Raw genomic sequence first — 23711 nt, forward strand, 5'->3', positions numbered from 1 at the left:
GCAGCGAGGCACCAAAACGAGCGTATTGAGTTCTGACAGATCATTGAACCCGTGTCGTCGGGTCGACCGCCGACGTCTGGATCCTGTCGAGCAACTCGTATCCGAACTGGTGCAGGATGCCTTGAGCAAGCTCGACGGAGGCTTCCCGGTTCGTGTCCGTTCCTGGACGCGGGTCGAGGAGGACATCAACGGGTTCGAAGACACTGACCGGTGTGGTCCAAGCGGGAATCGCCTGGTTCGGCAGACCATAGGTCTGTCTTCCATAGACCCAAGTCGGCTCAGTGCCCTCAGGATCAGCCAGCACAATCGCGCGCATTAGGGTTGGGCCGACTATCGAACGCGCGAGCTGCCACTGCCGGGTCAGCGTGACCGCAGCAATCGAGAGACACTCAACGACGTCAGCGGAGAGAATCGTCTTTCCGTCATGCGCGTCCGGCCCGGCCGGATCACTGGCCGGATAGGCAAAGACGACGGAGCCATCGTCGTGCAACTCTGCATAGGCGTTGGCGGTGTCCCCGTTGTCCTCCTCAAGATTCCAGGGAAGACGCACAATCCAACGCCGCAAACCTCGGCGAGGGTTGTTGCCCAGATCGCTCAGAAGCGGCCGATACGGTTCTGTCGGGCCGACCTCGGTGAGATCTCGTTCGTTGCCGGATGCCTCACGGACTACCTCGCGAACCTGCTCGTTCGAACTCTCCGGCACACCGAGCGGAACTGTACCCACCGGGCGAGAGACGACGGCGCTCCATCTCGCTGCCCGACCATCAAATCGGAGACGCCGTGTCATACCAGCGACCAGATCAGCCAACGCCGCGTGAGTTACGTCCTGACGCGTAAAACGGTCGCGGTATGCCTTCTCGATCTCTCGTTCGCGCAGATTCTCGGTGTGCGGCCCGTTCCGCCACGGAGCGGCTGGCGGCTGCCCGTTCTTCTCGTAGAAATGCGGTGCGTCAGGGCTTGCAGGCACGCTGACCACCAGAACACCGCTTCCCGGTGTGCCAGAGTTCTCAAGCTTCAGGACCTCGATCCCTCCGACAACTGGTCGCACACGCTGCCAAACGATCGAGCGGATCTGCTGCTCGCCTTGATCGGCCAGGTCGATGTCGTTGAGGGTCAGCGTCTTCTCAGAGCCTACCTCGCTGACCCCGTAGACGATGATGCCGCCGCCCGAGTTCGCCATTGCCGCCACGTCCTTCGCAAGCTCCACCCTGTGGTGCTCTGTGTCGGGACGCTCTCCCTTCCAGTCCAGCGCGCCGTCTTCCGGGGTCTGCTTCTCGACAGCAGCGACGACATCGTCATAGTTCAACTCCCCCGGGCTCAGGCCGAGGACCTCATGAAGCCGGCTCCAAGTGATCGTCATGGTCGGGATCGTCCCAGGAGATTCGACTGGCCACCTTGAAAACACAGCAACCTCACCCGCACAACTTGAGAAGTCACCCGTCACTGCTGCGTTCGTGCGCGACACCTGGCGTGTGGCTGTCCAGACCGCTCGAAGGACGGGCGACGCATGTTCAGACACCAAATTGCCGTCAGGCTCTGCGCTAGCCCTGTCACAGCAGGCGCAGGCGCAGGGCACTTCTGCGGCCGGCTTCGATTTCATCGGGCCCGTGCTCGGTTGTCATGACGACCTCCGCGGCAACCGCCGCCACTGCAGCACGGCGCTTCTTGTATGCAGCGCGGCGACACCTATGTGAGCACCGTTGCAGGCCGGGACACTGCGGTTGCGGTTGCGTCGGGCCGGGAATGGCGTCTCTCGCTACGCCGCGGAACGGCTGGTGCGGGAGTTGGGAACCACCGGCACAGTGCGGGGCCTAAGAGTCCGCACCGCTGTACAAGGCGCCACGGTAATCCGGCCAGAGGACCCGGCCAAAGGCCCACAGGGGCCAACGGCACTAACCGAATTGATTATGTCCCCTGTCTGCACCGACCGGCGCATAGCGAGCTGGGCTATTCTTCGTGAACAACACGTTGCTGCGTTGGCAAAGGTGCCTACTTTCGAAGATACCATCGTCTTACGAGTTCCGCTGTAACAGCTGGTGCTCCTTCAAGCATGCGGACGATACCTCCAGGCACTGTCGCATCGGCGGTTATGGCGAACGAACCTCCCCCGTGGTGAGCTAGTTCATAGGCGTCTTCGTTGATCGAGACAGGCAGTTCCAGATCGCCAATGACTAGAGTTATCTCGTACCGTTCGTCCGTGTCAAGAAAGTCATTGCGGAGCCAGTCAAACCCAGACGGGACGTCATCAGGTACGGAATCGGTGAAGACTTCTTCCCACCACGATTCATCGCCAAAAATGGGTGCGTTACCCAGTGCTGTCACCAACTGCGCCCGGCTCTCTTCGAGTCGCCACGGGTCACGAGGCGGTTCCAGCAGCGCCCCAGGGGCGACTGCTCGCATCTCCAACACGTGAGCGTCGTTCGTCACCGATGCCTCCACTGCCACCTCTAGCACCATCCCGTCACGGTGCCAAAGACCGAGGTCAATGGAGCCGCTATTGGCTACCTCAACTGCCCCCGCGACCTCGACAACGAGACTGAGGTTGGCAGTCACACGTCGCGCGCTGTCGGCCGCCGCCGCGTTCGAGGCACGCACATTCTCGATGCGCACTACTCCCAATACCTCAGTGACGCTGACCCCACGAACGCTCCTACCCTCGAGCGCAGGCGATTCGTCAGCAATCAGATCCACGACGCCATGGAGCTCTCCCGCACGCTGCGCGACTTCGCTATCGTCCGGGAGGCGCATCACGACGTAGCGGGTAAACGCGTCAATCATCAACGCTAGGTCGTCGCCCTGCAGGTCCATCATCTCAAGGCCTTCAAACGATTCGAGCGCAGATCCGGTATCAGCGAAGCGTTTGGCCCAGTCGACCCCGAGGCTTGCAAGTGCAGCGTCTATGTCTTTGTCCGCAGAGATGATCGCCAGCCCACTCGGGCCATTCTTCTTCATCACGTAGTCGACAACGTCGTGGACGGCAGCCATATCCGCAGCACCCGTCTTAGTGCCACTGCGTGAGCTATTTCCGCCCTTGCGCTTGCCTGGCGGCTCCAGCAGGATCTGCGCTCTTATTCCGGCCCTCATTCCAGATTCGGTACTTGGAACGACGACCACGTTGTCAAGTTCCGCTATCTGCGCGCGCAGATGGTCGAGGATCTCGGAGACCGTCTTTTTAGGCAATTCGTATTCTGCGAATGCGTCGATGCGCGCCCCGTCAAGGTCACCCTGAAAGTCCCGCATGGCATTGCGAGCAGCGGTGTACGACGCGTGGGCATGCTCCGCCCATTCCCACAGCACGAATGTATGGATGAGAACCGTTATATCCAGTGTCTGGAGCTTCACAGCGAACTCCGCCAACCGTTTGAGCCGAATCGAGCCCTGGCCGTAGACGTTCGTGTCCAGCGCCACCCACTGCACGTGCCCGATCCTGGTCCCGACTAGGGAACTCTCCTGCGCCGCCATGAACACACTCTCCCATGCGTCGCGCGCCGAGGTCGGAAGGACCGACGCACGCCCGTGCAACCTACAAGCGTGCGCTGGAACTTGCCGCCTTCCGTCGGAGGCATGCGTAGCCTTGCAACCATGTCGAGCGCTCGCCCCACCATCCCGGCTTCGGTCAAGCGCCAGGTCCGCGTTGAAGCTGGCCACAGGTGTGCTATCCCAACATGCCGCCAAACCAGCGGACTCGAGTTCCACCACATCAAAGCGTGGGCCAACGGCGGTCAGGACACCTTCGACAACCTGATCCTCCTTTGCGCCGTCTGCCACAACAGGGTCACCGCGGGCGAGATCGACAAGCTGGCGGTTCAGGCATATAAGGCGAACCTTGGGCTCATCGCGGGACGCTACGGCGACCTTGAGCGTCGAGTCCTGGAGCGGTTCGCGAGAGACTCCAAACTCACCGAGGTCGTCATCGACCGATCCCACGAGGTCTTGCTCGACTACTTGCTCGAAGACGGAATCATCGAAGATCGAGGACCGGCCGACGATGCCTTCACTTTCACAACGCCGCCAGACGGCCAAGACTTGAGCACCTGGGAGCCGGAGCGGTCCTTCGGCCCTGTCAGGTGGGGCCTGACGGAGACGGGAAAGACACTCGTCAAGCAGTACCGGACAGCCCAGCGGATCTCCTGAGTGCAATCAGCGTGGTGGGACGCCGATGGCTCTGATTTCGGCTCGATCTGAATCTGAGCTGTCATCCTGCTCTTTGCTTGCGTCTGTGCAGCTGTCGTCGTGCTTGTTCTGCTGCTCGAGCGACTTGTCTCTCTAATTCTGTCGTGCTCGCGCGCTAGGTTGCGCATCACCCCCTGCGCCAACCCAGCTGGATACGTCCCTGCGCGGGTAAGCTTCCGGCTCTTCGACTGCCGGCCACGACTGCACGCGCCAGGAGCACCGCAGAGTCGACCGCGGACCCCCACCGCGGGTCACGTACGCCATCCTCTTGCACCAGCTTGGTCAGATATGCCAGGACCTTGCGTACTGCCACTGGCGACAACTGAACCCGCCTGACACACTCGTCGAGTCCATGCTCGGTCGTCGTGATGGTCTGCACCAGCTTCACCGCAATAGCACCGGCGGTCGCAGCGCGGCGTTCCTCGTACGCGGCGCGACGACAACGCTGCGAACACCATCGAGCAGGCCTTCCCGTGGGCCTCTTTGAGATCAAGATCCCGCACCTCGGGCACAGGTCCTGGGTCCCTTCACGATGCCCTTCTGACCGCCTCCCGACCGGCGCGCAAGAGCCTCCGTCTCCGATACCGGCCGAACGTTCCTTGCCATGCATAGGACCACCACCTATTTCGTACGGACGAAACCCCAATCACGTTGTGCAAGAGGTGTGTGGCCTTCGTCGGGGCGGTCCGCGGGACCCGTTGTCCGCTGCTCGCCTGCCTTGGCCCGCAGCCGCGTCCGTCACGCGTGCGTTGTCGTCGCGCGCGTGTCGTCGTCGCGTGCTCGTCGGCTGCATCCGTGCTACCAGGTATCGGAGACGCGGCTGCGAGGTCCCCTAACCAGGCCAAGGGGCCACCATCCCTCGGGAGGGATGGTGGCCCCTTGGTCTCTACCCGCCACAGCGGGGCTTGCGGTTGGGCGTGTGGTGCGGGGTCTGGGGCGGCCCAGCCGCAAGATCGTGAGCGAGCGGCTACAGGCCGCTCAGGGGCAGTTCGAAACCGGCGGGGCCCTCGCCAGCGACGCTGCGCCATTGCGCGCGGCGGCGGCCCTCGATCCCACGGGGATAGGGCAGTTCAGCCTCCAGCGCGGCTGTTTCGATCGCGCGCATCGTGGTGCCAACTCCGGAGGCAATCGGCCCGTGCCCGACCCACCGACCGTCCTGGATGGTCCCGGCCTCACATCGGGCGAGGTACGGGCCGGTGCCGTGCCAGACCCGCAGAACCACCGGACCGGGCGCGGTCCGCTCGGCGGTCGCGAGCTGCGCGGCCAGCGGCGTCAGACCGTCGCTCACAACAGGGACCAGGGAGGCCAGAACGGGTATGGCCCCGGCCTGTTCGATGGTGCCGGTGGTCTGATCCGCGGCGCTGCGCACAATCGCTGGCGCCTGCCCCATTGCCACCGATCGTCCGGCCCACGCCAACATGTCGAGGTCGTTCACGCCGTCCCCGACTGCCACCGTGCGATCAACAGGAACGTACAGGTGGACACGCACTGCTTCGAGAGCGACGGCCTTGTTCACACCCGGTGCGGTGACGTCGAGCCAGTTCGCCCCCTGCGGCGTGACCGTGGCACCGGTAGCGCGAAATGCGTCTGTGTACCGGCGGATCCCGGGTGCAGTGAGCGCGATACGGGTCGACGGCTGGGCCATCAGGCTGTCCATCGGCACGGTCTCCTGCTGCCCATTGAGCTCGCCCGGCTCGAACCCGCCGCTGGTACGCCACCCCCGCCCGACGTCTTCGACCGCTACCCGCACACTTGGAGCCGCATCCAGAGCGCGGCGGATCACCGGTGCGGGATCGAAGGTGCGGGCCTCGACGACGTCGTATCCCGAATGCGCGGCCGGGTCCACGCGAACGGTCAGGGCGCCGTTGGAGCAGACCGCCCACCCGGTCGTGAGGCCCAGGCGCGTGGCGATCGGCAGCAGCCCTGCCAGGGATCTTCCCGAGGCCAGCACGACCTCGTGCCCGGCAGCGCGGACCAGGTCCAGAGCCTCGACCGTCCCGGACGGAATCCGACCGCCGTTGTCCACCAGCGTGCCGTCGATGTCGAGCGCGACCAGCGTCCGTGCGAGTGTGGTCGTCGCCTGGGCTGATCGGTCGGACGTGTCAGCCCGTCGCGACACGTCACGGCTTGCGGCCCGAGCTTCGATGTCCTGCTTGGCGAGTGGCGGCATGGACACAGACTCGTCGGGTCACCAACCGGCGCCAACAGCACCACACACCACGTGTGGTGTGACGGGAAGATGCTGATCACGCCGCCCGGTTCGCCGCGACGGAATCGAGCAGCGCCTCCCAGGGGAAGGCATCCAACGGCGCGCTTCCGCCTCCCGGGGCATGGGGTTCGAGCGGCCCGTTGACCACGTCGATGCCGACCTCCTGGAGAGCATCGAGGCTGCGTCGGTAGACGGGGTTGGCGGCGAAGTTGGTGTTGACGTAGGGCGCGACGGCGATGGGGATGGCCCGGCCGGTCTGCTCGGCCAGGCGCGTGAGCACGTACGTGTCCGCGATGCCCGCCGCCCACTTGTTGATCGTGTTGTACGTCGCCGGAGCGACGATCACGGCATCAGGGTCAGGCAACGAGTACCCGACCGTGGTGTGGAAGTCGGTCCGCACCGGACGGCCGAGCACCTCCTCGATCGCCGCTATCGCTTCGGGGTACACCTCGACCGCTCGCCTGGTCGCCAGGCAGTGCACGTCCCAACCACGATCCATCGCCGTGGGCAGCAAAGCCGTTGCCACGCGCGACGTCGGACCAGCGGCGGTCACCACCGTGTAGAGCAGCCCCGTCATGCCGCGATCCCTGCCTTGTCGACCAGGCTGCGCAGCCGCTCGTCACGTCCGCACTCACGCGTCGAGAGCAACCGGCGCACCAGATCTGCAGACACAGGACGCCCCCGTACCTCTTGAGGCGCACTGGCGTCCGCGTCCAACAGACGGCTCAGTGCGGCCGATGGACGGCCGATGGCCAGCAGGGCTTCGGCGAGGTCCAGGAAGTACGTCGCGCGCCGCTCGATGGGCATGGTGGCTATCGCGTGCGGCGACACCGTGCGCCCGACGGCCAGAGCGTCGGCCGGCTCCCGCAGCCGGACCAAGGCCGCCACCCGGTGGAAGGCCACGTTCGTCGGCCCGAACTGAGTCTCGTGCCGCCGCGACTCGCTCACCCCACGCGCCAGGGCCGCAGCGGCCTGGTGCAGCTCACGGGCCGTCTCGGCATCGCCGAGATTCGCCGCGGTGATCTGCGCCGCGAGCAGGAGCATGCCGCGCAGCGGCAGCGCCTCTTCCTCGACCGAGGTCAGCGGGGCGAGACGATCAGCCATCGCGACAGCCGTTCTGATCGAGCGCGGGCTCTGCCCGTTGTGCGACAACGCGCGCGCCGCCGACCGAGTCGCACGGGCCAGGGCAATGTCGTCACCCGACCGGTCCCCGACAGCCATCGCACGGTCCGCCGCCAGCCACGCCAACTCATGGTGGCGGTACTTGAGGAGCATCGAACACGCCAACCGATACACCTTCACCTGAACACGAGCGACAGCCACCGAATCAGTGCCGTCAGTGGGTATCTGCTGAACCGCCACGAGCAGGCCCGGTAGGTACCGCCCCACCGTTACGAACTCCGACTCCAGCCACGCGGCTCCAAGACGGTCCAGCACCGGCACGACCTCATCGAGGCTTCGACCGTGATCCGGGTCGGTCACCGGGTACCAGGCAAGCGCGTCGTGAATGCCCGTGATCTCGGCCGCATCGACCCGTACTTGCGCCGCACGGGTCGCGCCACCATCGACCAAGAGAGCTGTCTCGACGCTCAACGCCGTGGCAAGACGCTCGATGACGTCAAGATTGTGCAGGGACCGCTCGCCGGCCTCCACCTTCTCCAACCAGCTCACCGACCGGTCGACCAGGGAGGCCAACTGCGGGCGCGAGAGCATGCGGCGCCGGCGCCAGTACCTGACCCGAGCACCGATCGGTTCCACGTCGCCGTGTGCCACGCGCACACGCTATCGGCCATCGCCCACCGACGACCATGGACGAGAGTCGCCTGGGCCTTGCGAGGGCTCCCGTCCCGGCCGGGCCGCACACCCCGGTGTGCGGCCCGGCCGGAACGGGAATCAGCACCGGGTTCGGTCCAGAGGTGGTGTGCGCGACCTGACCTGCACGTACGCGCCGCACATCAGTAGGTGTGCGGAGACGTGGTGTGCGCAGAGCGTGCGCTCGATCGTCACCATCGACACATGAACGCATGCCCGTGCAGCCTCGGCCGAGCCGCGGACGCCGGCGCGCCGCCGTCCTGTCAGGTTGGCGACCGCGATGGACGGAGCGGCATGGGATGTGCCCTTCCCGGGCAACGGAAATCGCGTGAGTTGGGGGACGTGCGTTCTCCCTGCTCAACCCCATGTCCCCCACGCAACAGGAATCGGAATCGGCCGGTTCGGGGACATCAAGTGGTACGTCGCGTAGTACATGCCCGGTGCAGAGTGGCGGACATGGATCCGACAAGCACCCGCGCAGGCGGTACGACCCGGACATACATGGTGGCGAATTGGCACCACCGCGACCGACGCGTCCTCGTAGATGACCAACCCTTCCGCAGGCGAGGACGGCCGAAAGGACAAACAGGAAAATTATGGTTCGGCCAATTTGGCCGGACCATACGACCTGCACAAACGCTCCGGCGCCAACCAGGAGAGTTGTGATGAGGACGTCGATTCGGCGCAGCACCCAAGCCGCTGGCCGCCTGGCCGGTGGCCGCCGTCTTGTGCCGCTCTCGGTGGCGGCGGAGGTCTTCTGCGTGTCCGTCAAGACGATCCGGCGGCGGATCGCGGACGGCACCGTGACCGGTTATCGGATCGGGCGCCTGATCCGCGTCGACCTCGACGAGATGCATGAGTCCTTTGCCGTGCCGGTCCCCAACGCCCGGGGCCGCGCCGCCGAGCGGAACTAAGCGTGTCTCGTGGAGCGCGGCGCCATGATCGCCGGAGCGTCTAGAGTCGCCGCTGTGAGCACGAAGCTGGCCCCCGGGGCATCAGGCGCGTTGCGGCGTTTCGCTGGTTGGGTTGCTCGCGGGTCGGTCGGGCATCCGCTCCTCGATGGGATCGACTACTGGGACGACCTGCGCGATTCGCCGAGCCAGATGGAGACCCTGTTCGCGATCTTCGCCAACGTCCTGGAACTCGACGACGCAGGCGAGCCCGTGAACGAGAAGTACGCCGAACGGCGCGCAGCAGTCTTCCTCTACCGGTACTGCACTGGGAGCCTGCCGCCGGGCGAGCCAGAACTTGAGAGTTGGGAAGTCGCGCTCTACTGACAATTTGCGGCCCAGCCAGGACCGGGCGGCAGTCCGCTGTGGGACCGCCGCCCGGAGCTGCCAGGCGTTGCCGCAGCTCATGCAGCACGTCCGCGCGACTTGCGTGGGACCGCGCCCGCGCCCTCGGCTGGACCGGAGCCGGTGCCGTTCGGCGAGGCGGGCAGCACCACGAGCCCGTCCAGCGCGCCGGCGATGCGCGCATCGGCTCCCTGCACCGCCGTCTGGTACCGCATCGCCGCGTTCGGCGTCGTGTGCCCCAACCGGGCCATGAGCTCGGCGATGGTCGCACCGGTACCGGCCGCGAGCGTGGCCGCCGTCGTACGCAGATCGTGCAACCGCAGATCCGGCCGCCCGATCGCCTTGCGCGCCTTGTTCCACGCCTCCCAGAACGTCGACTGCGAGATCGGCGTCCCCACCGTCGAAGGGAACACGAGCCCATCTGGGCCGGGCTGTGCGCCGTCGTCGAGCTGTTCCTCCAGGGCAGCCGCCACGCCAGCCGGCAGGGCCACCACCCGGCGCGCAGCGGCCGCCTTCACGTCGCGCACCACCTTGCCCCGCCCGCGAAGGTTCTGGACCTGGCTGTGCACACTCACCGTGCCAGCTACGAGATCCACGTCCCGGCGCCGCAAGTTGCGCAGCTCCCCGGACCGCAGCCCGCTCCAGGCCGCGACCAGCACCATCGTCCGGTACCGCTGAGGCAGGTGCTCCAGCAGGGCAGCGACCTCCGCCGGGGACGCCACAGCCTTCGCCGATGCCCGTGGCGCGTTCGACGCGCCGCGCACTGTGCACGGGCTGCGGTCCAGCAGGCCGTCCCGCACAGCGGCATTGAAGATCGAGGACAGGAACCCGTACACGCGGGCCGCCATCGTCGGGCCCGTGGAGGCTCGCACGTCGGTCAGCCACGCCGTGACGTCCATGGAGGTCACCGACCGCAGCCCCGCTCGCCCGATCGGCTTGTGCGTGATGAACCGCTCCCGGTACCGGTCGTACTCCTCCCGGCTCCGCGGCGACAGGCGCCGCAAGGCGAGGTTCTGCTCCACGTACTCATCCACCGTGATCGACACAGCGGCGGTTCGCCATGCCGGCGGCGTCCACTCACCGCGAGCGATCAGGCCCTCTTCCCGAGACAGCCACGCCTCGGCGTCGACCTTCGCGCTGAAGGTCAGCGAGTGCTTCGCCGTGTCCGGTCCGACGTACCGGGCGCGGAACCCCGTCGTCTTGCCCGTGCGAGCGTTCTTGCGACGCTCGACCATCCCGAAGCCGCGCTTCTCTGTCATGGCACTACCTCCCACAGTCAGGTGTTCTGCGAACACCGGCCTGTGGGACCGCTGTGGGACCGCAGGAGTCCCGAACGGGCTCTTGCGGTCCACACCAGTCCACCAGCACCAGACATGCAAAAGACCCTCTGACCTGCGTTTCCGCTGGTCAGAGGGTCTTGCCTTGCTGGTGGGCGATACTGGGATCGAACCAGTGACCTCTTCCGTGTCAGGGAAGCGCGCTACCGCTGCGCCAATCGCCCGAGGTGGGTACGGGATTCGAACCCGTGTGTACGGCTTTGCAGGCCGCTGCCTCGCCTCTCGGCCAACCCACCGTGCTCCCCCACCAAAGCGGGTTCCGAGCGGATGACGGGACTTGAACCCGCGACCCTCACCTTGGCAAGGTGATGCTCTACCACTGAGCTACATCCGCAGTGCCACCATCCTCGACCCCTTCGGGCCGGCGTGGTGACGCTCCGGAAGAGTAGTTCACAAACGGCGTGCCGGTCCAATCGAAAGCCCTGACCGCGGCAGGGTGCCGAGCGGTGCCGCCGGCCGTGGCCGCGACACCGCCCGTGCAGGTCAGGAGCAGGCCGTGTCAGTACAGGTGGAGCTTGTAGGTGCTGAGCACCTCGGCGATGGGCTGGAAGAAGGTGATGCCCCGCCCCGGGCACTCGCCGGTTCCCCCGGAGGTGATGCCGAACGCCTTGCTGCCCTTGTAGAGCGGGCCGCCGGAGTCGCCGTGCTCGCCGCAGATGTCGGTCTGGATCAGGTCGTGCACCGTCTGCCCGCCCACGTAGCGCACGGTCACGTCGAGCGCGGTGATGCGCCCGGAGTGCGCCCCGCTCGTGGAACCGTCCCGCGTGACCCCGAGGCCCAGCTTCGGCGTACCCAGACTGAAGCCGCCCGGCCGCTTCGTCCACGCCCGGTCGTACCGGATGAGCGCGTAGTCGTTGTTCGGGTACCAGGACCGTACGGCGGCGCCGATCCGCGGACCCGTGGACGATCTGTCGTGCCAGACCTTCCCCTTGGGGCCGCAGTGGCCCGCCGTCACGAAGTAGTACCGCGCACCGCTGCGCACGTTGAAGCCCAGGCTGCAACGGACCTGGTTGCCGTGCACGGCGTCACCGGGGTAGATCGCGCGCAGCGGCGTGAAGACGCCGTCCGCCCGCTCGAGGTTCAGCGCGCCGATCTTGTCCCCCGCCGCCCGGCGCACGTCGTTGCGCTCGCCGCCGGTGACCGTCTCGTCGGCGGTCACGACCACCTCGCCGGCGGCCTCGTCCGTGTACCAGGCGATGCCCTCGACGTCGGACTCCTCGATGGCGGCGTGCAGCTCGGCGAGCTCGTCCTCCGTCGGATCGTCGGAGGGTCTCGCGTGACCGGGCAGGGCCAGGAGGGGTGTGACGACGAGCCCGAGCAGGGCGGCCAGGACGATCGGACGACGTCGCCCCGCAGGAACGGGACGCACCGGGCTGGAAGAAGCTGACTTCATGGTGACCTCTTGAGGTTCGCGCCGACCACAAGGGGTTATGTTCGGGGGCATGAGTGCGACCGACATCATCCCCGCCCACCTGATCCCGCTGCTCGAGGCACCGAACTACGCGTTCCTCGGCACCATCCGGCCGGACGACACGGTCCAGGTCAACCCGATGTGGTTCGACTTCGACGGCGAGACGCTGCGCTTCACGCACACCACGTACCGCGCCAAGTACCGCAATCTGCAGCACAACTCGTCGATGAGCCTGGCGATCCTCAACAAGGAGAACCCGTTCAACTATCTCGAGGTCCGGGGCAGGCTCACCGAGGTGATCCCCGACCCCACCGGCGAGTTCTACGTGCATCTCGGCAAGCGGTACGGCAACCCCGACCAGCAGGCACCGGCGGACAGCGCCGACCGCGTCATCCTGGTGATGAGCATCGAGCACTACACGACGCAGTAGTCACACGCCGACGAGAAAGGCTGCCGAGCCATTTCTCGTGGCCCACGGCGCCGATTCACCAAGATATTGCGCTTCACTCTCCCGCCAAATTTAACCCGCTCCCCGGACGACGGCGACAGCAGCACGCACCGCACCGGGAGTGCCACGGCCGAGGCCGGGCAACGAGAAAGGCCCCGACCGCCCGGTCGGGGCCTTCTTGGATGGTGGGCGATACTGGGATCGAACCAGTGACCTCTTCCGTGTCAGGGAAGCGCGCTACCGCTGCGCCAATCGCCCGTCGTGCCTGCGAGGTGGGTACGGGATTCGAACCCGTGTGTACGGCTTTGCAGGCCGCTGCCTCGCCTCTCGGCCAACCCACCGTGCTCGGGTTCTGAGGGCCGAAAGCCCACGAGAGCGGTGTTCCGAGCGGATGACGGGACTTGAACCCGCGACCCTCACCTTGGCAAGGTGATGCTCTACCACTGAGCTACATCCGCGAAGCCGGACGTCCTGGGGTTTCCCCCGGCGTTCCGGCGTGATCTGAACATTAATCGACCGGAGGGCGAACCGTCCAATCGCGCGCGCCGCCGTACGGTTGACCCGTGTTCCCCCGTTCGGCCCATCCGCCCGCAAAGCGCACCATTCCACCGGTCACCCACCGTCCCGACGCCGCCGCGACCCGGGACGACGTGACCGGGGACACCGGCTGGGCCACCTTCGACGGTCGTGTGGCGACCGGCGCCGTCGAGTGCGTCGACGTCCGGGCCGAACCGGAACGGCTCGCCACGGGCACGTGGTTCGTGGTCGCGGACTTCGAGGGCCCGGCGCGGGCGTGGCGTTTCGCGCGGGTGCGGGACGCCGTCGTCCCGCCGCCGGACGCCCCGGACGACACGTGGCGCGGCCCCGCGCCCGACGCCTGGACCTCGTCGATGGACCAGGCCGGCTACGAGGCCGCCGTCGCCCGGGTGCGCGAGCACGTGCGCGAGGGCGACGTCTACCAGGCCAACATCTGCCGGGTCCTGTCCGCGCCGTTGCCCGCGAGCGCCACCGAGCCCGACGCCCGTGCGCTCGCCGCGCGCCTGGCCGCCGGGAACCCCGCCCCGCACGCCGCGGCCGTGCACGTGCCCGCCTCGACCGGGCTGGACCCCGTATGGGTGGTCAGCGCCTCCCCCGAGCTCTACCTCTCCGTGCGGCACGACCGCGACGGGACCGTCGTGGAGTCGGGGCCCATCAAGGGCACGGCCCGCACCCCGGACGGCCTCACCGAGAAGGACCGTGCCGAGAACGTCATGATCACCGACCTGGTGCGCAACGACCTGCAGACCGTCTGCCGGCCCGGCACGGTCGCGGTCACCGCGCTGCTCGCGGTTGAGGAGCACCCCGGCCTGGTGCACCTGGTCTCCCGCGTGCGCGGCACCCTGCGCGACGACGTCGCCCGCTCCGGCGACCTGTGGCGCCGGCTGCTGGCCGGGACGTTCCCGCCGGGTTCGGTCTCGGGCGCGCCCAAGTCGAGCGCGCTGCGGATCATCGAGGAGCTGGAGCCCGTCCCGCGCGGCCCGTACTGCGGTGCGGTGGGCTGGGTGCACGACGGCGAGGCGTCCCTCGCGGTCGGCATCCGCACCTTCTGGTGGGCCGACGGCGTGCTGCGGTTCGGCACGGGCGCCGGGATCACGTGGGGCTCCGACCCCACCGCCGAGTGGCACGAGACCGAGCTCAAGGCGGAACGGCTGGTCGGGCTGGCGTCGGGCGGTTGAGCCGGAGCGCCACCCGCCTCGCGTGCCGGAGGCCGGGGCTACCGTGGAGGCGTGGCACCTGTCCCGGGCTCCGGGGTTCCGGAGGTCCTCGCCCCCTACGTCAGCGCCGTCGTGCCGTACGACCTCGACATGGGGGTGCCGGGCGTGCACCGGGGCATGCCCGGCACCGGGCTGACGTTCGAGCTGCCACTCGGCGAACCGATCGACGTCTCGTGGGCAGGACGCGACGACACCCGGCGCCGGGCCTGGTCGTGCGTGTCCGGCCTGCACACGCGGCCCGCCGCGATCCACCACGACGGGCACCAGCGCGGTATCAGCCTCTCGCTCACGCTGCGCGGCGCCCGCGCGCTGCTCGGCGTGCCCGCGGGCGAGCTCGCGGGCGAGCTGACGAGCCTGGCCGAGGTCGCGCCGCACCTCGCGCACCTGCCCGAGATGCTCGCCGACTCCCCGGACGGCGCGACGGTCGTCCGGGCTCTGGTCGAACGGCTGGCCCGGGCCGGCGAACCCGGCCCACGGGCCGACGTCGGACGGGCGCTGGCCCGCATCGCCGGCGGCAGCCAGGTCCACCGGGTCGCGGCCGAGCAGGGCTGGAGCCGCCGGCACCTGCAGGACCTCGTCCGCACCGAGTGCGGGCTCACGCCCCGGGACCTGCGCCGCGTCGCCCGCCTCGCGCGCTCCCGCCGCGCCCTCGTGGTCGCGGCCCGCTCGGGCCGCGTCACGCTGGCCGACGTCGCCGCGGCCGCCGGGTACGCCGACCACGCCCACATGACCCGCGAGTGGGTGGCCCTGGGCGGCTGCACGCCGTCCACGTGGCTGCGCGAGGAGCTCCCGTTCGTTCAAGACGTCGCCGACCCGGCCGGGGCATCGTGGGAGACACCTGACCGAGGAGGAGAACGATGAGCACCGGACTGTGGGTGACCCTGACCTACCGCGACGCCGACGCGGCTCTGACCTGGCTCAAGGCCGTCGGCTTCACCGAGATCGCCGTCTACCGGGACGACGCCGACCCCACCGTGGTCCACCACGCCGAGCTGGGCTGGCCGCAGGGCGGCGGCGTCATGCTCGGCACGCACCGGCCACGCCCCCGGTGGCCGGACCAGACCGGGACGGGCTCGGCCTACGCCGTCACGGACGACGTCGACGGCGCCCACGCGGCCGCCCTCGCCGCCGGCGGGACCAGCCTCAGCGAGCCTGCCGACCAGGACTACGGCGGGCGGTCCTGCGTGGTCCGCGACCCCGAGGGCAACCTGTGGAGCTTCGGGAGCTACCGCGGCGAGGGCTGATCCCGCGCACCGATGAGTTCCGGCAGCCGCCGCCGTCAGACCGGGCATGGGAATCGTGAAAGCAGACATGGCAGTCTCGCTCGACGGCTACTCCGCCGGGCACGACCAGAGCCTGGAGCACCCGTTCGGCCCGCTGGCAGGCGAACGCCTGCACACCTGGATGTTCGAGCACGGCGACGCGCACCAGGCCGAGGTGGACGCCATCGTGGGCGCCGGCGCGTACATCATGGGGCGCAACATGTTCACCCCGGGCCGCGGCGACTGGGACCCGGACTGGAAGGGCTGGTGGGGCGAGAACCCGCCGTACCACGGGCCCGTCTTCGTCCTGACCCACCACGCGCGCGAGCCGATCCCGATGGAGGGCGGCACCACCTTCCACTTCGTCACCGACGGCATCGAGAGCGCGCTCGCCCAGGCACGGGAGGCCGCGGGCGACCGTGACATCTCCATCACGGGCGGTGCCACCACCCTGAACGAGTACCTCGCCGCCGGGCACGTGGACGAGCTGCGCCTGCACGTGGTGCCGTTCACGCTCGGTTCCGGCACCCGCGTGTTCGACGGCGTGCCGCCCATCGAGTTCTCGTCCACGAGCGTGCGGCACACGCCCGAGGTCACGCACGTCACCCTGCGCCGGTGACACACTGGGCGACATGACGGTCATCTGGGCAGAGGGGCGCATGGTCGCGCCCGGTGAGGCCGCGCTCAGCGCGGTCGACCACGGCATCACAGTCGGCGACGGCGTGTTCGAGACCTGCGCGGTGCTCGACGGGCAGGCGTTCGCCCTGACCAGGCACCTCGCGCGCCTGGAACGTTCGGCGGCAGGCATGGGCATGGCGACGCTCGACCTGGGCAAGGTGCGCGACGGCGTCGACGCGGTCCTGTCGGCATCCCCCGACGCCGGACGCCTGCGCATCACCGTGACCGACGGCATCGGGCCGCTCGGCTCGGGGCGCACGGACGGGCCGCAGACGGTCGTCGTGGCGGCGACGCCCGCCGTCGTCGTGCCGACGGGGCGCGCCGCGCGGGCCCCCTGGACCCGCAACGAGAACAGCGCGGTCGCGGGCCTGAAGACCACGTCGTACGCCGAGAACGTCGTGGCGCTCGCGGACGCGATCAAGAAGGGCGCCGACGAGTCGGTGCTCGCCAACACCCAGGGCGACCTGTGCGAGGGCACGGGGTCCAACGTGTTCGTCGAGATCGACGGCGAGCTGGTCACTCCCCCGCTGTCGGTGGGCTGCCTCGCGGGCATCACGCGGGAGCTGCTGCTGGAGTGGGGCGCCGAGGCAGGCCTGCCGGTCCGCGAGGCGAAGGACGGCGAGCTGCCGTTCTCCGTGCTGGACCGGGTGGCCGCCGGGGAGGCCCGGATGCTGCTGACCGGATCGGTGCGCAACGTGCAACCGACGGTGTGGCTGGACGGCGTGGACCTGGAGATCGGCGAGCTGTCGGCGGCTGCGCGCGACCTGTTCGAGCGGAACATGCGGGAGCGGATCGACCCCTGAGGCGACCTGGCGATTTGGATTTCGCATCCGCGCTCGAAGCAGGCTAATATCGTCCACGCACGCCCCAAGGGGTGAGCAGCACGGGCGATTGGCGCAGTGGTAGCGCGCTTCGTTCACACCGAAGAGGTCACTGGTTCGAACCCAGTATCGCCCACCGTGTCGAAGGGCCCTCCGGCTCAGCGGAAACGCTGAGCCGGAGGGCTTTTTGCATGCCTCTCAGGTGGGGTGGGTCCAGGTGAGGTCGGGTCTCCGTGTTCGGGCGCGGGCTCGACCAGGTGGCCCGTGTGTCGGGCGTGGTGGGCTTGGTCGGTAAGCAATCGCTCCCCGGTCGCGGTGGGTGTGGCAGCCGATCGTGTAGCGGCTGCGTGGGGTGCGGCCGGGTGCGGGGCCGGTCATGCCGACCGCGGGGGTCCAACCCAGGCGCGCGCCACCGCCACCCGCCGTGGAGGGGGCGTTGGCCGGTGCACTGTGGACCGGTACGTCCGTGACTGCCCCAGCACCGTTCGAGCTCAGGTGGTCGGCGCGCAGGGGTCGCGGTGGCATGGGTGCCACCGAGACGTGCGTGTGCCCGGTCGGGGTCCTGGTCTCTACCGCGTGGCGTCCGTCGTGCTGGGTGGGTTTCTGTATCCAGCCGGGTGCCTGCTTGGCATGATTGCACCGGGCGCACAGGCCTTGCCCGTTGTCCAGGCTCGTCTCACCACCCTCAATGTGGGGGGTGATGTGGTCCAGGTGGCGGATCGGTGCGTCACACCACGCCGTGGCACAGATGCCCTGCCCTCGGGCGCGTAACAAGCCCGCCAGGCCTGGTGGGTGGAACCGGGAGGTGGACGTCGCAGCCAGCAGACGACCGGACGGGTCGACGTAGATGCTCCGCAACCACGCGGTGTCGGTGTCGATCGCGTGGGCTGCGAGGTTCCTAGCCACCGGCGCAGGGACCACACCCCCACCCACCGGGACACCCTCGACCACCACACCAGGCTGAGTACCACCAGCCAGCAGGGTCTCATCGGAGACCAGCAGGTTGATCGTCACCGGTACGTCCGCGGCCTGACCGGGCTCACGACCAGTGACACGCTCGATCAGAGTGTCGGCCATGATCTGCCCACCCGACCGCTCGTCCCCGGTGGCCTTCACGGACTCAGCAGTTGCCTTGAGCTGCGCGTAGGCCTGTACTCCCTGCCCCATCGGAACCAACGCCGTCAGATAGACCATCAGGTCCGGGGCCGGACGGATCGAGACCCGCCGCTCCGAGACGGCCCTCGCGTTGCGGTTCACGCACGCGTGCACATCCAGGCTCGCGGCGAGTTCCTTGATCCGGGCCACCAACCGCCGCGTCCCCATCCGCGCCAGGTCCTCCAGGTGCGCGGGACCGCAGACCTGCTCGTCGATCAGAGCACGGTGCTCCACCGACAGGTGCGACGTCTCCCGCACCAACAACGTGGCCCGCCACTGCGAGAGGATCCCCGTCTGCAACGCCGCGAACGTGTGCGGCATCTGCATCACCCACACCCGCGAGGTGGACACGAACCCGGCCCCGGCGTGCGGGGACACCCGTAGCGCGGCACCCACCTGGCACGACACACCACGACCCCGACGCTCGGCCCGAACACCCTGCGCGGCCTCCTCAGCCCTGGTGGCCTCGTCCAGGGCGACCACCAGGCGGGCCTGCGTCGCAGTCACCGCCGCCTTCACCGCCTCCAACTCACCCAGTAGATCCACCCACTCGCCCTGGACCTCCCGCGAGACCAGGCCCGACCCGGACATGTCAGTAGCACCCGGCAGAATCATCCCCGCCAGCGCCTCCCGCACAGCCCGCACATCAGCCACAGCACCGACACCGCCAGCCACCCGCCCTCCGGACATCCCCGCACCACCGGGCAGCACACCACCGGGCAGCACCGACCCGACAGGCTGCCCGCCCGCCAATCCCAGCACCCCACCCGATCGCGTCATGCCACCAACCTATCGCACACCTGTACGCACTTCTCGTTGAGCCGACCCGCTCTGCCAACAGCGGAAGCCGGTCGACGCACCCCGGAACCCGACAGCCGCCGGCCCCTCACGGCCCACTCCACCGACCAGGTCAGACCCGAACTCCACCCCCACCACCGTGAACACCACCGGGAGGAACCTGGCTTTCTTCGAAGAGAGACCCGTCACGAAGCCTTCGCGACAACCCGGCCCGCTAGCGTCAGCCCCACCCACAGACCGTCGAGCGAAGGGTTCCGATGAAGGCCGACCACTACGACGAGTTCGCCGCGAGCTACGACGCCGAGAACTCCGGCAGCCTGCTCAACGCCTGGTACGAACGGCCGGCCATGGTCCGCCTGGCGGGCGACGTGCGCGGCCGCCAGATCCTCGACGCCGGCTGCGGGTCCGGGCCGCTGTCGGCCGCGCTGCGCGACCGCGGCGCCGAGATGTCCGGCCTCGACGGCAGCCCCGCGATGATCGAGCTCGCCCGCCGCCGGCTCGGCGACGACGTGCCGCTGACCGTCGCGGACCTCACGCAGCCCCTCCCCTACGCGGACGACACGTTCGACGACGTGGTCTCGTCCCTGGTGCTGCACTACTTCGAGGACTGGCACGGGCCGCTGACGGAGCTGCACCGGGTGCTCAAGCCCGGCGGACGCCTCATCCTCTCGGTCAACCACCCGCTCGTGCGGCCCTTCTTCGCGCCGGAGGAGGACTACTTCGCCGTCCGGGAGTTCTCCGAGGAGTACGAGTTCGCGGGTCAGCCCGGGACCCTGACGTACTGGCACCGCCCGCTGCACTCGATGACCGACGAGTTCTCCGCCGCCGGGTTCCGCATCGTGACCGTCGCCGAGCCGCCGCCGTCCCCGGACACACCGGCTGAGCTCCTCACGCCGCGCATCGCGAGCGGGGAGCGGACCGCCTTCGTGTCCTTCATCTTCTTCGTCCTCGAGGCCTGCTGAGGTACCCCGCGCCGGGGAACGGGCCGGCCCCCCTCCGTCAGCCCTCGCCCCGCCCGCTCCCCCGCTCCGGGTCCAGCGTCGTCGTCCACAGCGAGCGCCCCGCCTGGTCGCGCAGGTCGACGCGGAGCCGGCCGGTGTCCCCCTCGATGTTCACCTCGCCGAAGTGCTGGAAGCCCTCCAGCGGTGAGGTGTTGGCGCGCGGCGGCGCGCTGACGAACTCCTGCCGGGGACCGAACGTGGGATCCAGTGTGTTCGGCCCGAACGCGCCGGCGTGCAGCGGCCCCGACACGAACTCCCAGAACGGGTCGAACCCCTCGAACGCGGCCCGCTGGGGTGAGTAGTGGATCGCGGCGGAGTAGTGCACGTCGGCGGTGAGCCAGACGGTGTTGCGCACGCGCCGCCGCTTGATCTCCTGCAGCACCCACGCGAGCTCCGCCTCTCGCCCGTTCGGCACGCCGGGCAGCCCGTTGGCGACGGCCTCGATCCGGTCGCCGTCGGGCACCACGATGCCGATGGGCATGTCCGAGGCGATGACCTTCCACGTGGCGCGGGAGCGGTCGAGCTCCTCGACGAGCCAGCGGGCCTGGCGGGCGCCGAGGATGCGCTCCGGCGTTGTCCCGGTGGAGTTCGGGTCGCGGTAGCTGCGCATGTCGAGCACGAAGACGTCGAGCAGGGGGCCGTGGGACACCTTGCGGTAGACGCGGCCGTCGACGGCGTCCTGCCGGCGCACCGGCTGCCACTCGTGGAAGGCGCGGAACCCGCGCGCGGCCAGCACGTCGACGCGCCGTTCCGTGTAGCGGTCGTCCTGGAGCACCTCGCCCGGGTACCAGTTGTTCGTGACCTCGTGGTCGTCCCACTGCACGAGCTGGGGCACCTGCGCGGCGAAGCGGCGGACGTTCTCGTCGAGCAGGTTGTAGGCGAACTGGCCGCGGTACTCGGCCAGCGTCTCGGCGACCTTCGACTTCTCCGGTGTGACGACGTTGCGCCAGACGCGGCCGTCGGGCAGCGTCACGGTCTCCTGGAGGGGGCCGTCGGCGTAGACGGTGTCGCCGCTGTGCAGGAAGAAGTCGGGGGTGCGGGCGGCCATCGCGTCGTAGATGGTCATGCCGCCGATGTCCGGGTTCATGCCCCAGCCCTGCCCGACGACGTCGCCCGACCAGACGAACCGCACGTCGCTGCGGTCCCGGGGCACGGTGCGGAACCGGCCGGTCAGCGCCTGGCTGTCGGCCCGGCCGTCCAGGTCCTGCGCCACGACGCGGTAGTGCACCTCCTGCCCGCCGGGCAGGCCGGTCAGGCGTACCTCGCCGGTGCCGTCCGTCTCGGGCGTCAGCAGCGGTCCGCGCACGCGGACCACGCGCCGGAAGTCCGGGTCGTGGGAGATCTCGACGAACATCCGTGCGGGCCGGTCGGCGCGCGTCCACACGACGGCACCGTCGGCGCGCGGGTCGCCGAGCTGCACGCCGTGCGTGAGCACCGGACGTCCTGACCGGGCGAATGCCGGCGCGGACGGCAGCAGGAGCCCGGCGGCCGCCAGGCCGGTGGCGCCGAGGAGGGTGCGACGGTTCAGCTCAGGTCCCGGGTTCATGCTGCCGTTCTAGTGGCGCCAGGAGACGGCCGGGTGACCGTGCCCCGACACCGCGGTGAACAGGACGCGCAACCAGAGCACCGGGTGAATTCGACGGCAGATCGGTGACCTTGTCAGGATTCCTCACTAATATCCGTTCTGCTGACATCCCAGTAAGTACGACGACGTACTCGACGGAACGCGAGGAGATCTCCATGTCACGTACCGAGGCAAGATCCCAGGCACGACCCCGCACCGGAAGGCCCAGGCTCCGCGCACTGCTGAACACCGTCGCGGCACTCGGCGTGCTCGCCGTCACCGCGAGCGCCCTCGTCGTCGCCCAGCCGCAGGCCGCCTCGGCCGTGCCGGCCACGATCCCGCTGACCATCACCAACGACTCCGGGCGCGGTGACCAGGTCTTCGTCTACGTGCTGGGCGACCCGGGCACCGGCCGGCTGGGCTGGGCCGACGCGTCCGGCACGTTCCACGCCTGGCCCACCGTGGGCGGCACGCCGGTGGACGCCCCCGACGCCTCGATCGCCGGACCGGCGAACGGCCAGTCGAAGACGATCCAGCTGCCCAAGATGTCGGGGCGCGTGTACTTCTCCTACGGCAGCAAGCTGTCCTTCAAGGTGGTAAACGACGGCCGCCTGGTGCAGCCCGCCGTGCAGAACCCGAGCGACCCCAACCGGAACAAGCTGTTCTCCTGGACCGAGTTCACGCTCAACGACGGCGGCCTGTGGATCAACAGCACCCAGGTCGACTTCCTCTCCGCGCCCTACCAGACCGGCCTGCGCAAGGCCGACGGCACGGTGCTCAGCACCGGCATGCTCAAGCCCGACGGCTACCAGAACGTGGTCAACGCGCTGGAGGCCACGCCAGGCTGGAACAACCTCGAGCAGCGCGCACCGGACGGGTCGCTCCTGCGGGTCCTGGCACCCAGCCACGCCATCGGCACGGGGCAGCTCGACCCCAACGTCCTGTCGTCGTACGTGGACCAGGTGTGGGCCAAGTACACGAACGAGAACCTCACCGTGGCGCCCTACTCCTACGACCCCGCCACGGTGTTCACCGGCCGGGTGGTGAACGGCGTCATGCGCTTCACCAACGCCTCGGGCGCGTACGTGACCGAGTTCCGCAAGCCGTCGAGCGACTCGATCTTCGGCTGCTACAACGACCTGGCGGCCCCCAACAACGACATCGGTGCCATCGCCCGCACCCTGTGCGCGGGCTTCCACCGCTCCACGCTGCTGACCCGCACCACGCAGCCGGGCACCAGCACGTCGGGTTTCTACGAGGCGTCGGTCACCGACTACTACTCCAAGTTCATCCACCAGCAGATGGCCAACGGCAAGGCCTACGGGTTCGCGTTCGACGACGTGCTGGCGCAGGAGTCGCTGGTCCACGACGGCAACCCGACCGCGGCCTACATCCAGCTCGACCCGTTCTCCGGCGCGGCCAGCCCGATCGACGGATCGGACGGCGGCGGGGGCGACGGCGGCACCTCGCCGCTGCCGTCGGGCACGGGGCCGGTGCGCGCCGCCAACGGCATGTGCGTGGACGTGCCCTGGGCCGACTCGTTCGACGGCAACCCGCTGCAGATCGTGAACTGCAGCGGCAACGCCGCCCAGACCTGGACCCGGTCGGGCTCCACGCTCGGCGCACTCGGCCGGTGCGCGGACGTGTCGGGCGGCGGCACGGCCGACGGCACCGTCGTGCAGCTCTGGACGTGCAACGGCACGGGGGCGCAGAGCTGGACCTACCAGTCCGCCACCCGCGCGCTCGTCAACCCGCAGTCGGGCAAGTGCCTGACCACCGTCGGCGGCACCCCGCAGCACGACGGCCAGCGCCTGGAGATCCGCACCTGCTCGGGTGCGGAGGCGCAGCGCTGGACCTTCTGACACCTCTCGCGCCGACGTCGGGGGGGGGGGGGGGCGGGGGGGGGGCCCCCCCGCCCCCCCCCCGCGGCCCCCCCCCCCCCCCCCCCACCCCCCCCCACCACCCCACCCCCCCACCCACACACCCCCCCCCC

Annotated in this window: 20 protein-coding genes and 7 tRNA genes; 12 read left to right on the forward strand and 15 right to left on the reverse strand. The window is 68.9% G+C overall.

Annotated elements, in window-relative coordinates:
* Positions 1–40 precede the first annotated feature (40 nt).
* Both ACIBBF_RS12570 and ACIBBF_RS12575 read right to left on the reverse strand, forming a co-directional pair.
* The gene (locus ACIBBF_RS12570) at positions 41–1360 is read right to left on the reverse strand and encodes a helix-turn-helix domain-containing protein (protein ID WP_397413560.1); all 1320 of its coding nucleotides are present in this window, start codon (positions 1358–1360) and stop codon (positions 41–43) included.
* Positions 1361–1989: 629 nt separating this feature from the next.
* Entirely contained in the window at positions 1990–3462 is a 1473-nt protein-coding gene (locus ACIBBF_RS12575) for a hypothetical protein (RefSeq protein ID WP_397413561.1), read from the reverse strand.
* A gap of 120 nt (positions 3463–3582) precedes the next feature.
* Here ACIBBF_RS12575 and ACIBBF_RS12580 point away from each other — a divergent pair, with 120 nt between their 5' ends.
* Entirely contained in the window at positions 3583–4134 is a 552-nt protein-coding gene (locus tag ACIBBF_RS12580; protein ID WP_397413562.1) for an HNH endonuclease, read from the forward strand.
* A 1006-nt stretch (positions 4135–5140) separates the two neighbouring features.
* Here ACIBBF_RS12580 and ACIBBF_RS12585 read toward each other — a convergent pair.
* The 3 genes from ACIBBF_RS12585 to ACIBBF_RS12595 form a co-directional block, all read right to left on the reverse strand.
* Complete coding sequence (locus tag ACIBBF_RS12585; protein ID WP_397413563.1) at positions 5141–6343, reverse strand: HAD family hydrolase; 1203 nt, start codon at positions 6341–6343, stop codon at positions 5141–5143.
* 76 nt (positions 6344–6419) lie between these two features.
* Positions 6420–6959 (reverse strand): flavoprotein, encoded by a 540-nt coding sequence (locus tag ACIBBF_RS12590; RefSeq protein WP_397413564.1) that lies wholly within the window; start codon positions 6957–6959, stop codon positions 6420–6422.
* Positions 6956–8155 carry a helix-turn-helix domain-containing protein gene (locus ACIBBF_RS12595; protein WP_397413565.1) on the reverse strand — a complete coding sequence of 400 codons (1200 nt, stop codon included), beginning with the start codon at positions 8153–8155 and terminating at the stop codon, positions 6956–6958. The genes ACIBBF_RS12590 and ACIBBF_RS12595 overlap by 4 nt, the downstream gene beginning before the upstream one ends.
* Positions 8156–8859: 704 nt before the next feature.
* Here ACIBBF_RS12595 and ACIBBF_RS12600 point away from each other — a divergent pair.
* Positions 8860–9108: a DNA-binding protein gene (locus tag ACIBBF_RS12600; RefSeq protein ID WP_397413566.1), complete on the forward strand. Its 249-nt coding sequence runs from the start codon at positions 8860–8862 to the stop codon at positions 9106–9108.
* A 54-nt stretch (positions 9109–9162) separates the two neighbouring features.
* The gene (locus ACIBBF_RS12605; RefSeq protein ID WP_397413567.1) at positions 9163–9471 is read left to right on the forward strand and encodes a hypothetical protein; all 309 of its coding nucleotides are present in this window, start codon (positions 9163–9165) and stop codon (positions 9469–9471) included.
* Positions 9472–9548: 77 nt separating this feature from the next.
* On the opposite strand, the gene ACIBBF_RS12610 is transcribed toward ACIBBF_RS12605, so the two are convergent.
* The 5 genes from ACIBBF_RS12610 to ACIBBF_RS12630 form a co-directional block, all read right to left on the reverse strand.
* Positions 9549–10748, reverse strand: coding sequence for a tyrosine-type recombinase/integrase (locus tag ACIBBF_RS12610; RefSeq protein ID WP_397413568.1), 1200 nt, complete (start codon positions 10746–10748; stop codon positions 9549–9551).
* Between the two features lie 167 nt (positions 10749–10915).
* A tRNA-Val gene (locus tag ACIBBF_RS12615) sits at positions 10916–10990 on the reverse strand.
* A gap of 1 nt (position 10991) precedes the next feature.
* Positions 10992–11062 (reverse strand) — tRNA-Cys (locus tag ACIBBF_RS12620).
* Positions 11063–11088: 26 nt separating this feature from the next.
* Positions 11089–11160: transfer RNA gene (locus ACIBBF_RS12625), tRNA-Gly, on the reverse strand.
* A gap of 165 nt (positions 11161–11325) precedes the next feature.
* Positions 11326–12219 carry a S1 family peptidase gene (locus tag ACIBBF_RS12630; protein ID WP_397413569.1) on the reverse strand — a complete coding sequence of 298 codons (894 nt, stop codon included), beginning with the start codon at positions 12217–12219 and terminating at the stop codon, positions 11326–11328.
* A gap of 49 nt (positions 12220–12268) precedes the next feature.
* Here ACIBBF_RS12630 and ACIBBF_RS12635 point away from each other — a divergent pair, with 49 nt between their 5' ends.
* The gene (locus ACIBBF_RS12635; protein WP_397413570.1) at positions 12269–12667 is read left to right on the forward strand and encodes a PPOX class F420-dependent oxidoreductase; all 399 of its coding nucleotides are present in this window, start codon (positions 12269–12271) and stop codon (positions 12665–12667) included.
* 201 nt (positions 12668–12868) lie between these two features.
* On the opposite strand, the gene ACIBBF_RS12640 is transcribed toward ACIBBF_RS12635, so the two are convergent.
* The 3 genes from ACIBBF_RS12640 to ACIBBF_RS12650 all read right to left on the reverse strand — a co-directional run bounded on the left by ACIBBF_RS12640 (position 12869) and on the right by ACIBBF_RS12650 (position 13143).
* Positions 12869–12943 (reverse strand) — tRNA-Val (locus ACIBBF_RS12640).
* A gap of 12 nt (positions 12944–12955) precedes the next feature.
* Positions 12956–13026 (reverse strand) — tRNA-Cys (locus ACIBBF_RS12645).
* A gap of 45 nt (positions 13027–13071) precedes the next feature.
* Positions 13072–13143: transfer RNA gene (locus tag ACIBBF_RS12650), tRNA-Gly, on the reverse strand.
* 192 nt (positions 13144–13335) lie between these two features.
* Between ACIBBF_RS12650 and ACIBBF_RS12655 the strand changes: the two genes are divergently transcribed.
* From ACIBBF_RS12655 to ACIBBF_RS12680, 6 genes are all read left to right on the forward strand, one after another.
* Positions 13336–14400 (forward strand): chorismate-binding protein, encoded by a 1065-nt coding sequence (locus tag ACIBBF_RS12655; RefSeq protein WP_397413951.1) that lies wholly within the window; start codon positions 13336–13338, stop codon positions 14398–14400.
* Positions 14401–14451: 51 nt separating this feature from the next.
* Entirely contained in the window at positions 14452–15300 is an 849-nt protein-coding gene (locus ACIBBF_RS12660) for a helix-turn-helix domain-containing protein (protein WP_397413571.1), read from the forward strand.
* Complete coding sequence (locus ACIBBF_RS12665) at positions 15297–15683, forward strand: VOC family protein (protein WP_397413573.1); 387 nt, start codon at positions 15297–15299, stop codon at positions 15681–15683. Before ACIBBF_RS12660 ends, ACIBBF_RS12665 begins: the two co-directional genes overlap by 4 nt.
* A gap of 46 nt (positions 15684–15729) precedes the next feature.
* Entirely contained in the window at positions 15730–16320 is a 591-nt protein-coding gene (locus ACIBBF_RS12670) for a dihydrofolate reductase family protein (protein ID WP_397413574.1), read from the forward strand.
* Between the two features lie 13 nt (positions 16321–16333).
* Positions 16334–17182, forward strand: coding sequence for an aminotransferase class IV (locus tag ACIBBF_RS12675; protein WP_397413576.1), 849 nt, complete (start codon positions 16334–16336; stop codon positions 17180–17182).
* Between the two features lie 82 nt (positions 17183–17264).
* Positions 17265–17336: transfer RNA gene (locus ACIBBF_RS12680), tRNA-Val, on the forward strand.
* Between the two features lie 62 nt (positions 17337–17398).
* Here the strand turns inward: ACIBBF_RS12680 and ACIBBF_RS12685 are convergent.
* Positions 17399–18970, reverse strand: a complete 1572-nt coding sequence (locus ACIBBF_RS12685) for a DUF222 domain-containing protein (protein ID WP_397413953.1) — start codon at positions 18968–18970, stop codon at positions 17399–17401.
* A 440-nt stretch (positions 18971–19410) separates the two neighbouring features.
* Between ACIBBF_RS12685 and ACIBBF_RS12690 the strand changes: the two genes are divergently transcribed.
* Positions 19411–20115: a class I SAM-dependent methyltransferase gene (locus ACIBBF_RS12690; RefSeq protein WP_397413577.1), complete on the forward strand. Its 705-nt coding sequence runs from the start codon at positions 19411–19413 to the stop codon at positions 20113–20115.
* Positions 20116–20152: 37 nt separating this feature from the next.
* Here the strand turns inward: ACIBBF_RS12690 and ACIBBF_RS12695 are convergent, their stop codons facing one another.
* Positions 20153–21700, reverse strand: coding sequence for an alkaline phosphatase D family protein (locus tag ACIBBF_RS12695; protein WP_397413578.1), 1548 nt, complete (start codon positions 21698–21700; stop codon positions 20153–20155).
* Between the two features lie 194 nt (positions 21701–21894).
* Between ACIBBF_RS12695 and ACIBBF_RS12700 the strand changes: the two genes are divergently transcribed.
* Positions 21895–23580, forward strand: coding sequence for a beta-1,3-glucanase family protein (locus ACIBBF_RS12700; protein ID WP_397413580.1), 1686 nt, complete (start codon positions 21895–21897; stop codon positions 23578–23580).
* Positions 23581–23711 lie beyond the last annotated feature (131 nt).

This window comes from Promicromonospora sp. NPDC050880 (assembly GCF_044456525.1).
Taxonomy (GTDB): domain Bacteria; phylum Actinomycetota; class Actinomycetes; order Actinomycetales; family Cellulomonadaceae; genus Promicromonospora.

Coding starts and splice junctions, on each gene's coding strand:
- ACIBBF_RS12600 (WP_397413566.1), top strand. CDS start 8,860: ATGAGGACGTCGATTCGGCGCAGCACCCAAGCCGCTGGCCGCCTGGCC.
- ACIBBF_RS12670 (WP_397413574.1), top strand. CDS start 15,730: ATGGGAATCGTGAAAGCAGACATGGCAGTCTCGCTCGACGGCTACTCC.
- ACIBBF_RS12665 (WP_397413573.1), top strand. CDS start 15,297: ATGAGCACCGGACTGTGGGTGACCCTGACCTACCGCGACGCCGACGCG.
- ACIBBF_RS12585 (WP_397413563.1), bottom strand. CDS start 6,343: ATGCCGCCACTCGCCAAGCAGGACATCGAAGCTCGGGCCGCAAGCCGT.
- ACIBBF_RS12685 (WP_397413953.1), bottom strand. CDS start 18,970: ATGATTCTGCCGGGTGCTACTGACATGTCCGGGTCGGGCCTGGTCTCG.
- ACIBBF_RS12700 (WP_397413580.1), top strand. CDS start 21,895: ATGTCACGTACCGAGGCAAGATCCCAGGCACGACCCCGCACCGGAAGG.
- ACIBBF_RS12570 (WP_397413560.1), bottom strand. CDS start 1,360: ATGACGATCACTTGGAGCCGGCTTCATGAGGTCCTCGGCCTGAGCCCG.
- ACIBBF_RS12580 (WP_397413562.1), top strand. CDS start 3,583: ATGTCGAGCGCTCGCCCCACCATCCCGGCTTCGGTCAAGCGCCAGGTC.
- ACIBBF_RS12575 (WP_397413561.1), bottom strand. CDS start 3,462: ATGGCGGCGCAGGAGAGTTCCCTAGTCGGGACCAGGATCGGGCACGTG.
- ACIBBF_RS12690 (WP_397413577.1), top strand. CDS start 19,411: ATGAAGGCCGACCACTACGACGAGTTCGCCGCGAGCTACGACGCCGAG.
- ACIBBF_RS12590 (WP_397413564.1), bottom strand. CDS start 6,959: ATGACGGGGCTGCTCTACACGGTGGTGACCGCCGCTGGTCCGACGTCG.
- ACIBBF_RS12630 (WP_397413569.1), bottom strand. CDS start 12,219: ATGAAGTCAGCTTCTTCCAGCCCGGTGCGTCCCGTTCCTGCGGGGCGA.
- ACIBBF_RS12675 (WP_397413576.1), top strand. CDS start 16,334: ATGACGGTCATCTGGGCAGAGGGGCGCATGGTCGCGCCCGGTGAGGCC.
- ACIBBF_RS12695 (WP_397413578.1), bottom strand. CDS start 21,700: ATGAACCCGGGACCTGAGCTGAACCGTCGCACCCTCCTCGGCGCCACC.
- ACIBBF_RS12610 (WP_397413568.1), bottom strand. CDS start 10,748: ATGACAGAGAAGCGCGGCTTCGGGATGGTCGAGCGTCGCAAGAACGCT.
- ACIBBF_RS12635 (WP_397413570.1), top strand. CDS start 12,269: ATGAGTGCGACCGACATCATCCCCGCCCACCTGATCCCGCTGCTCGAG.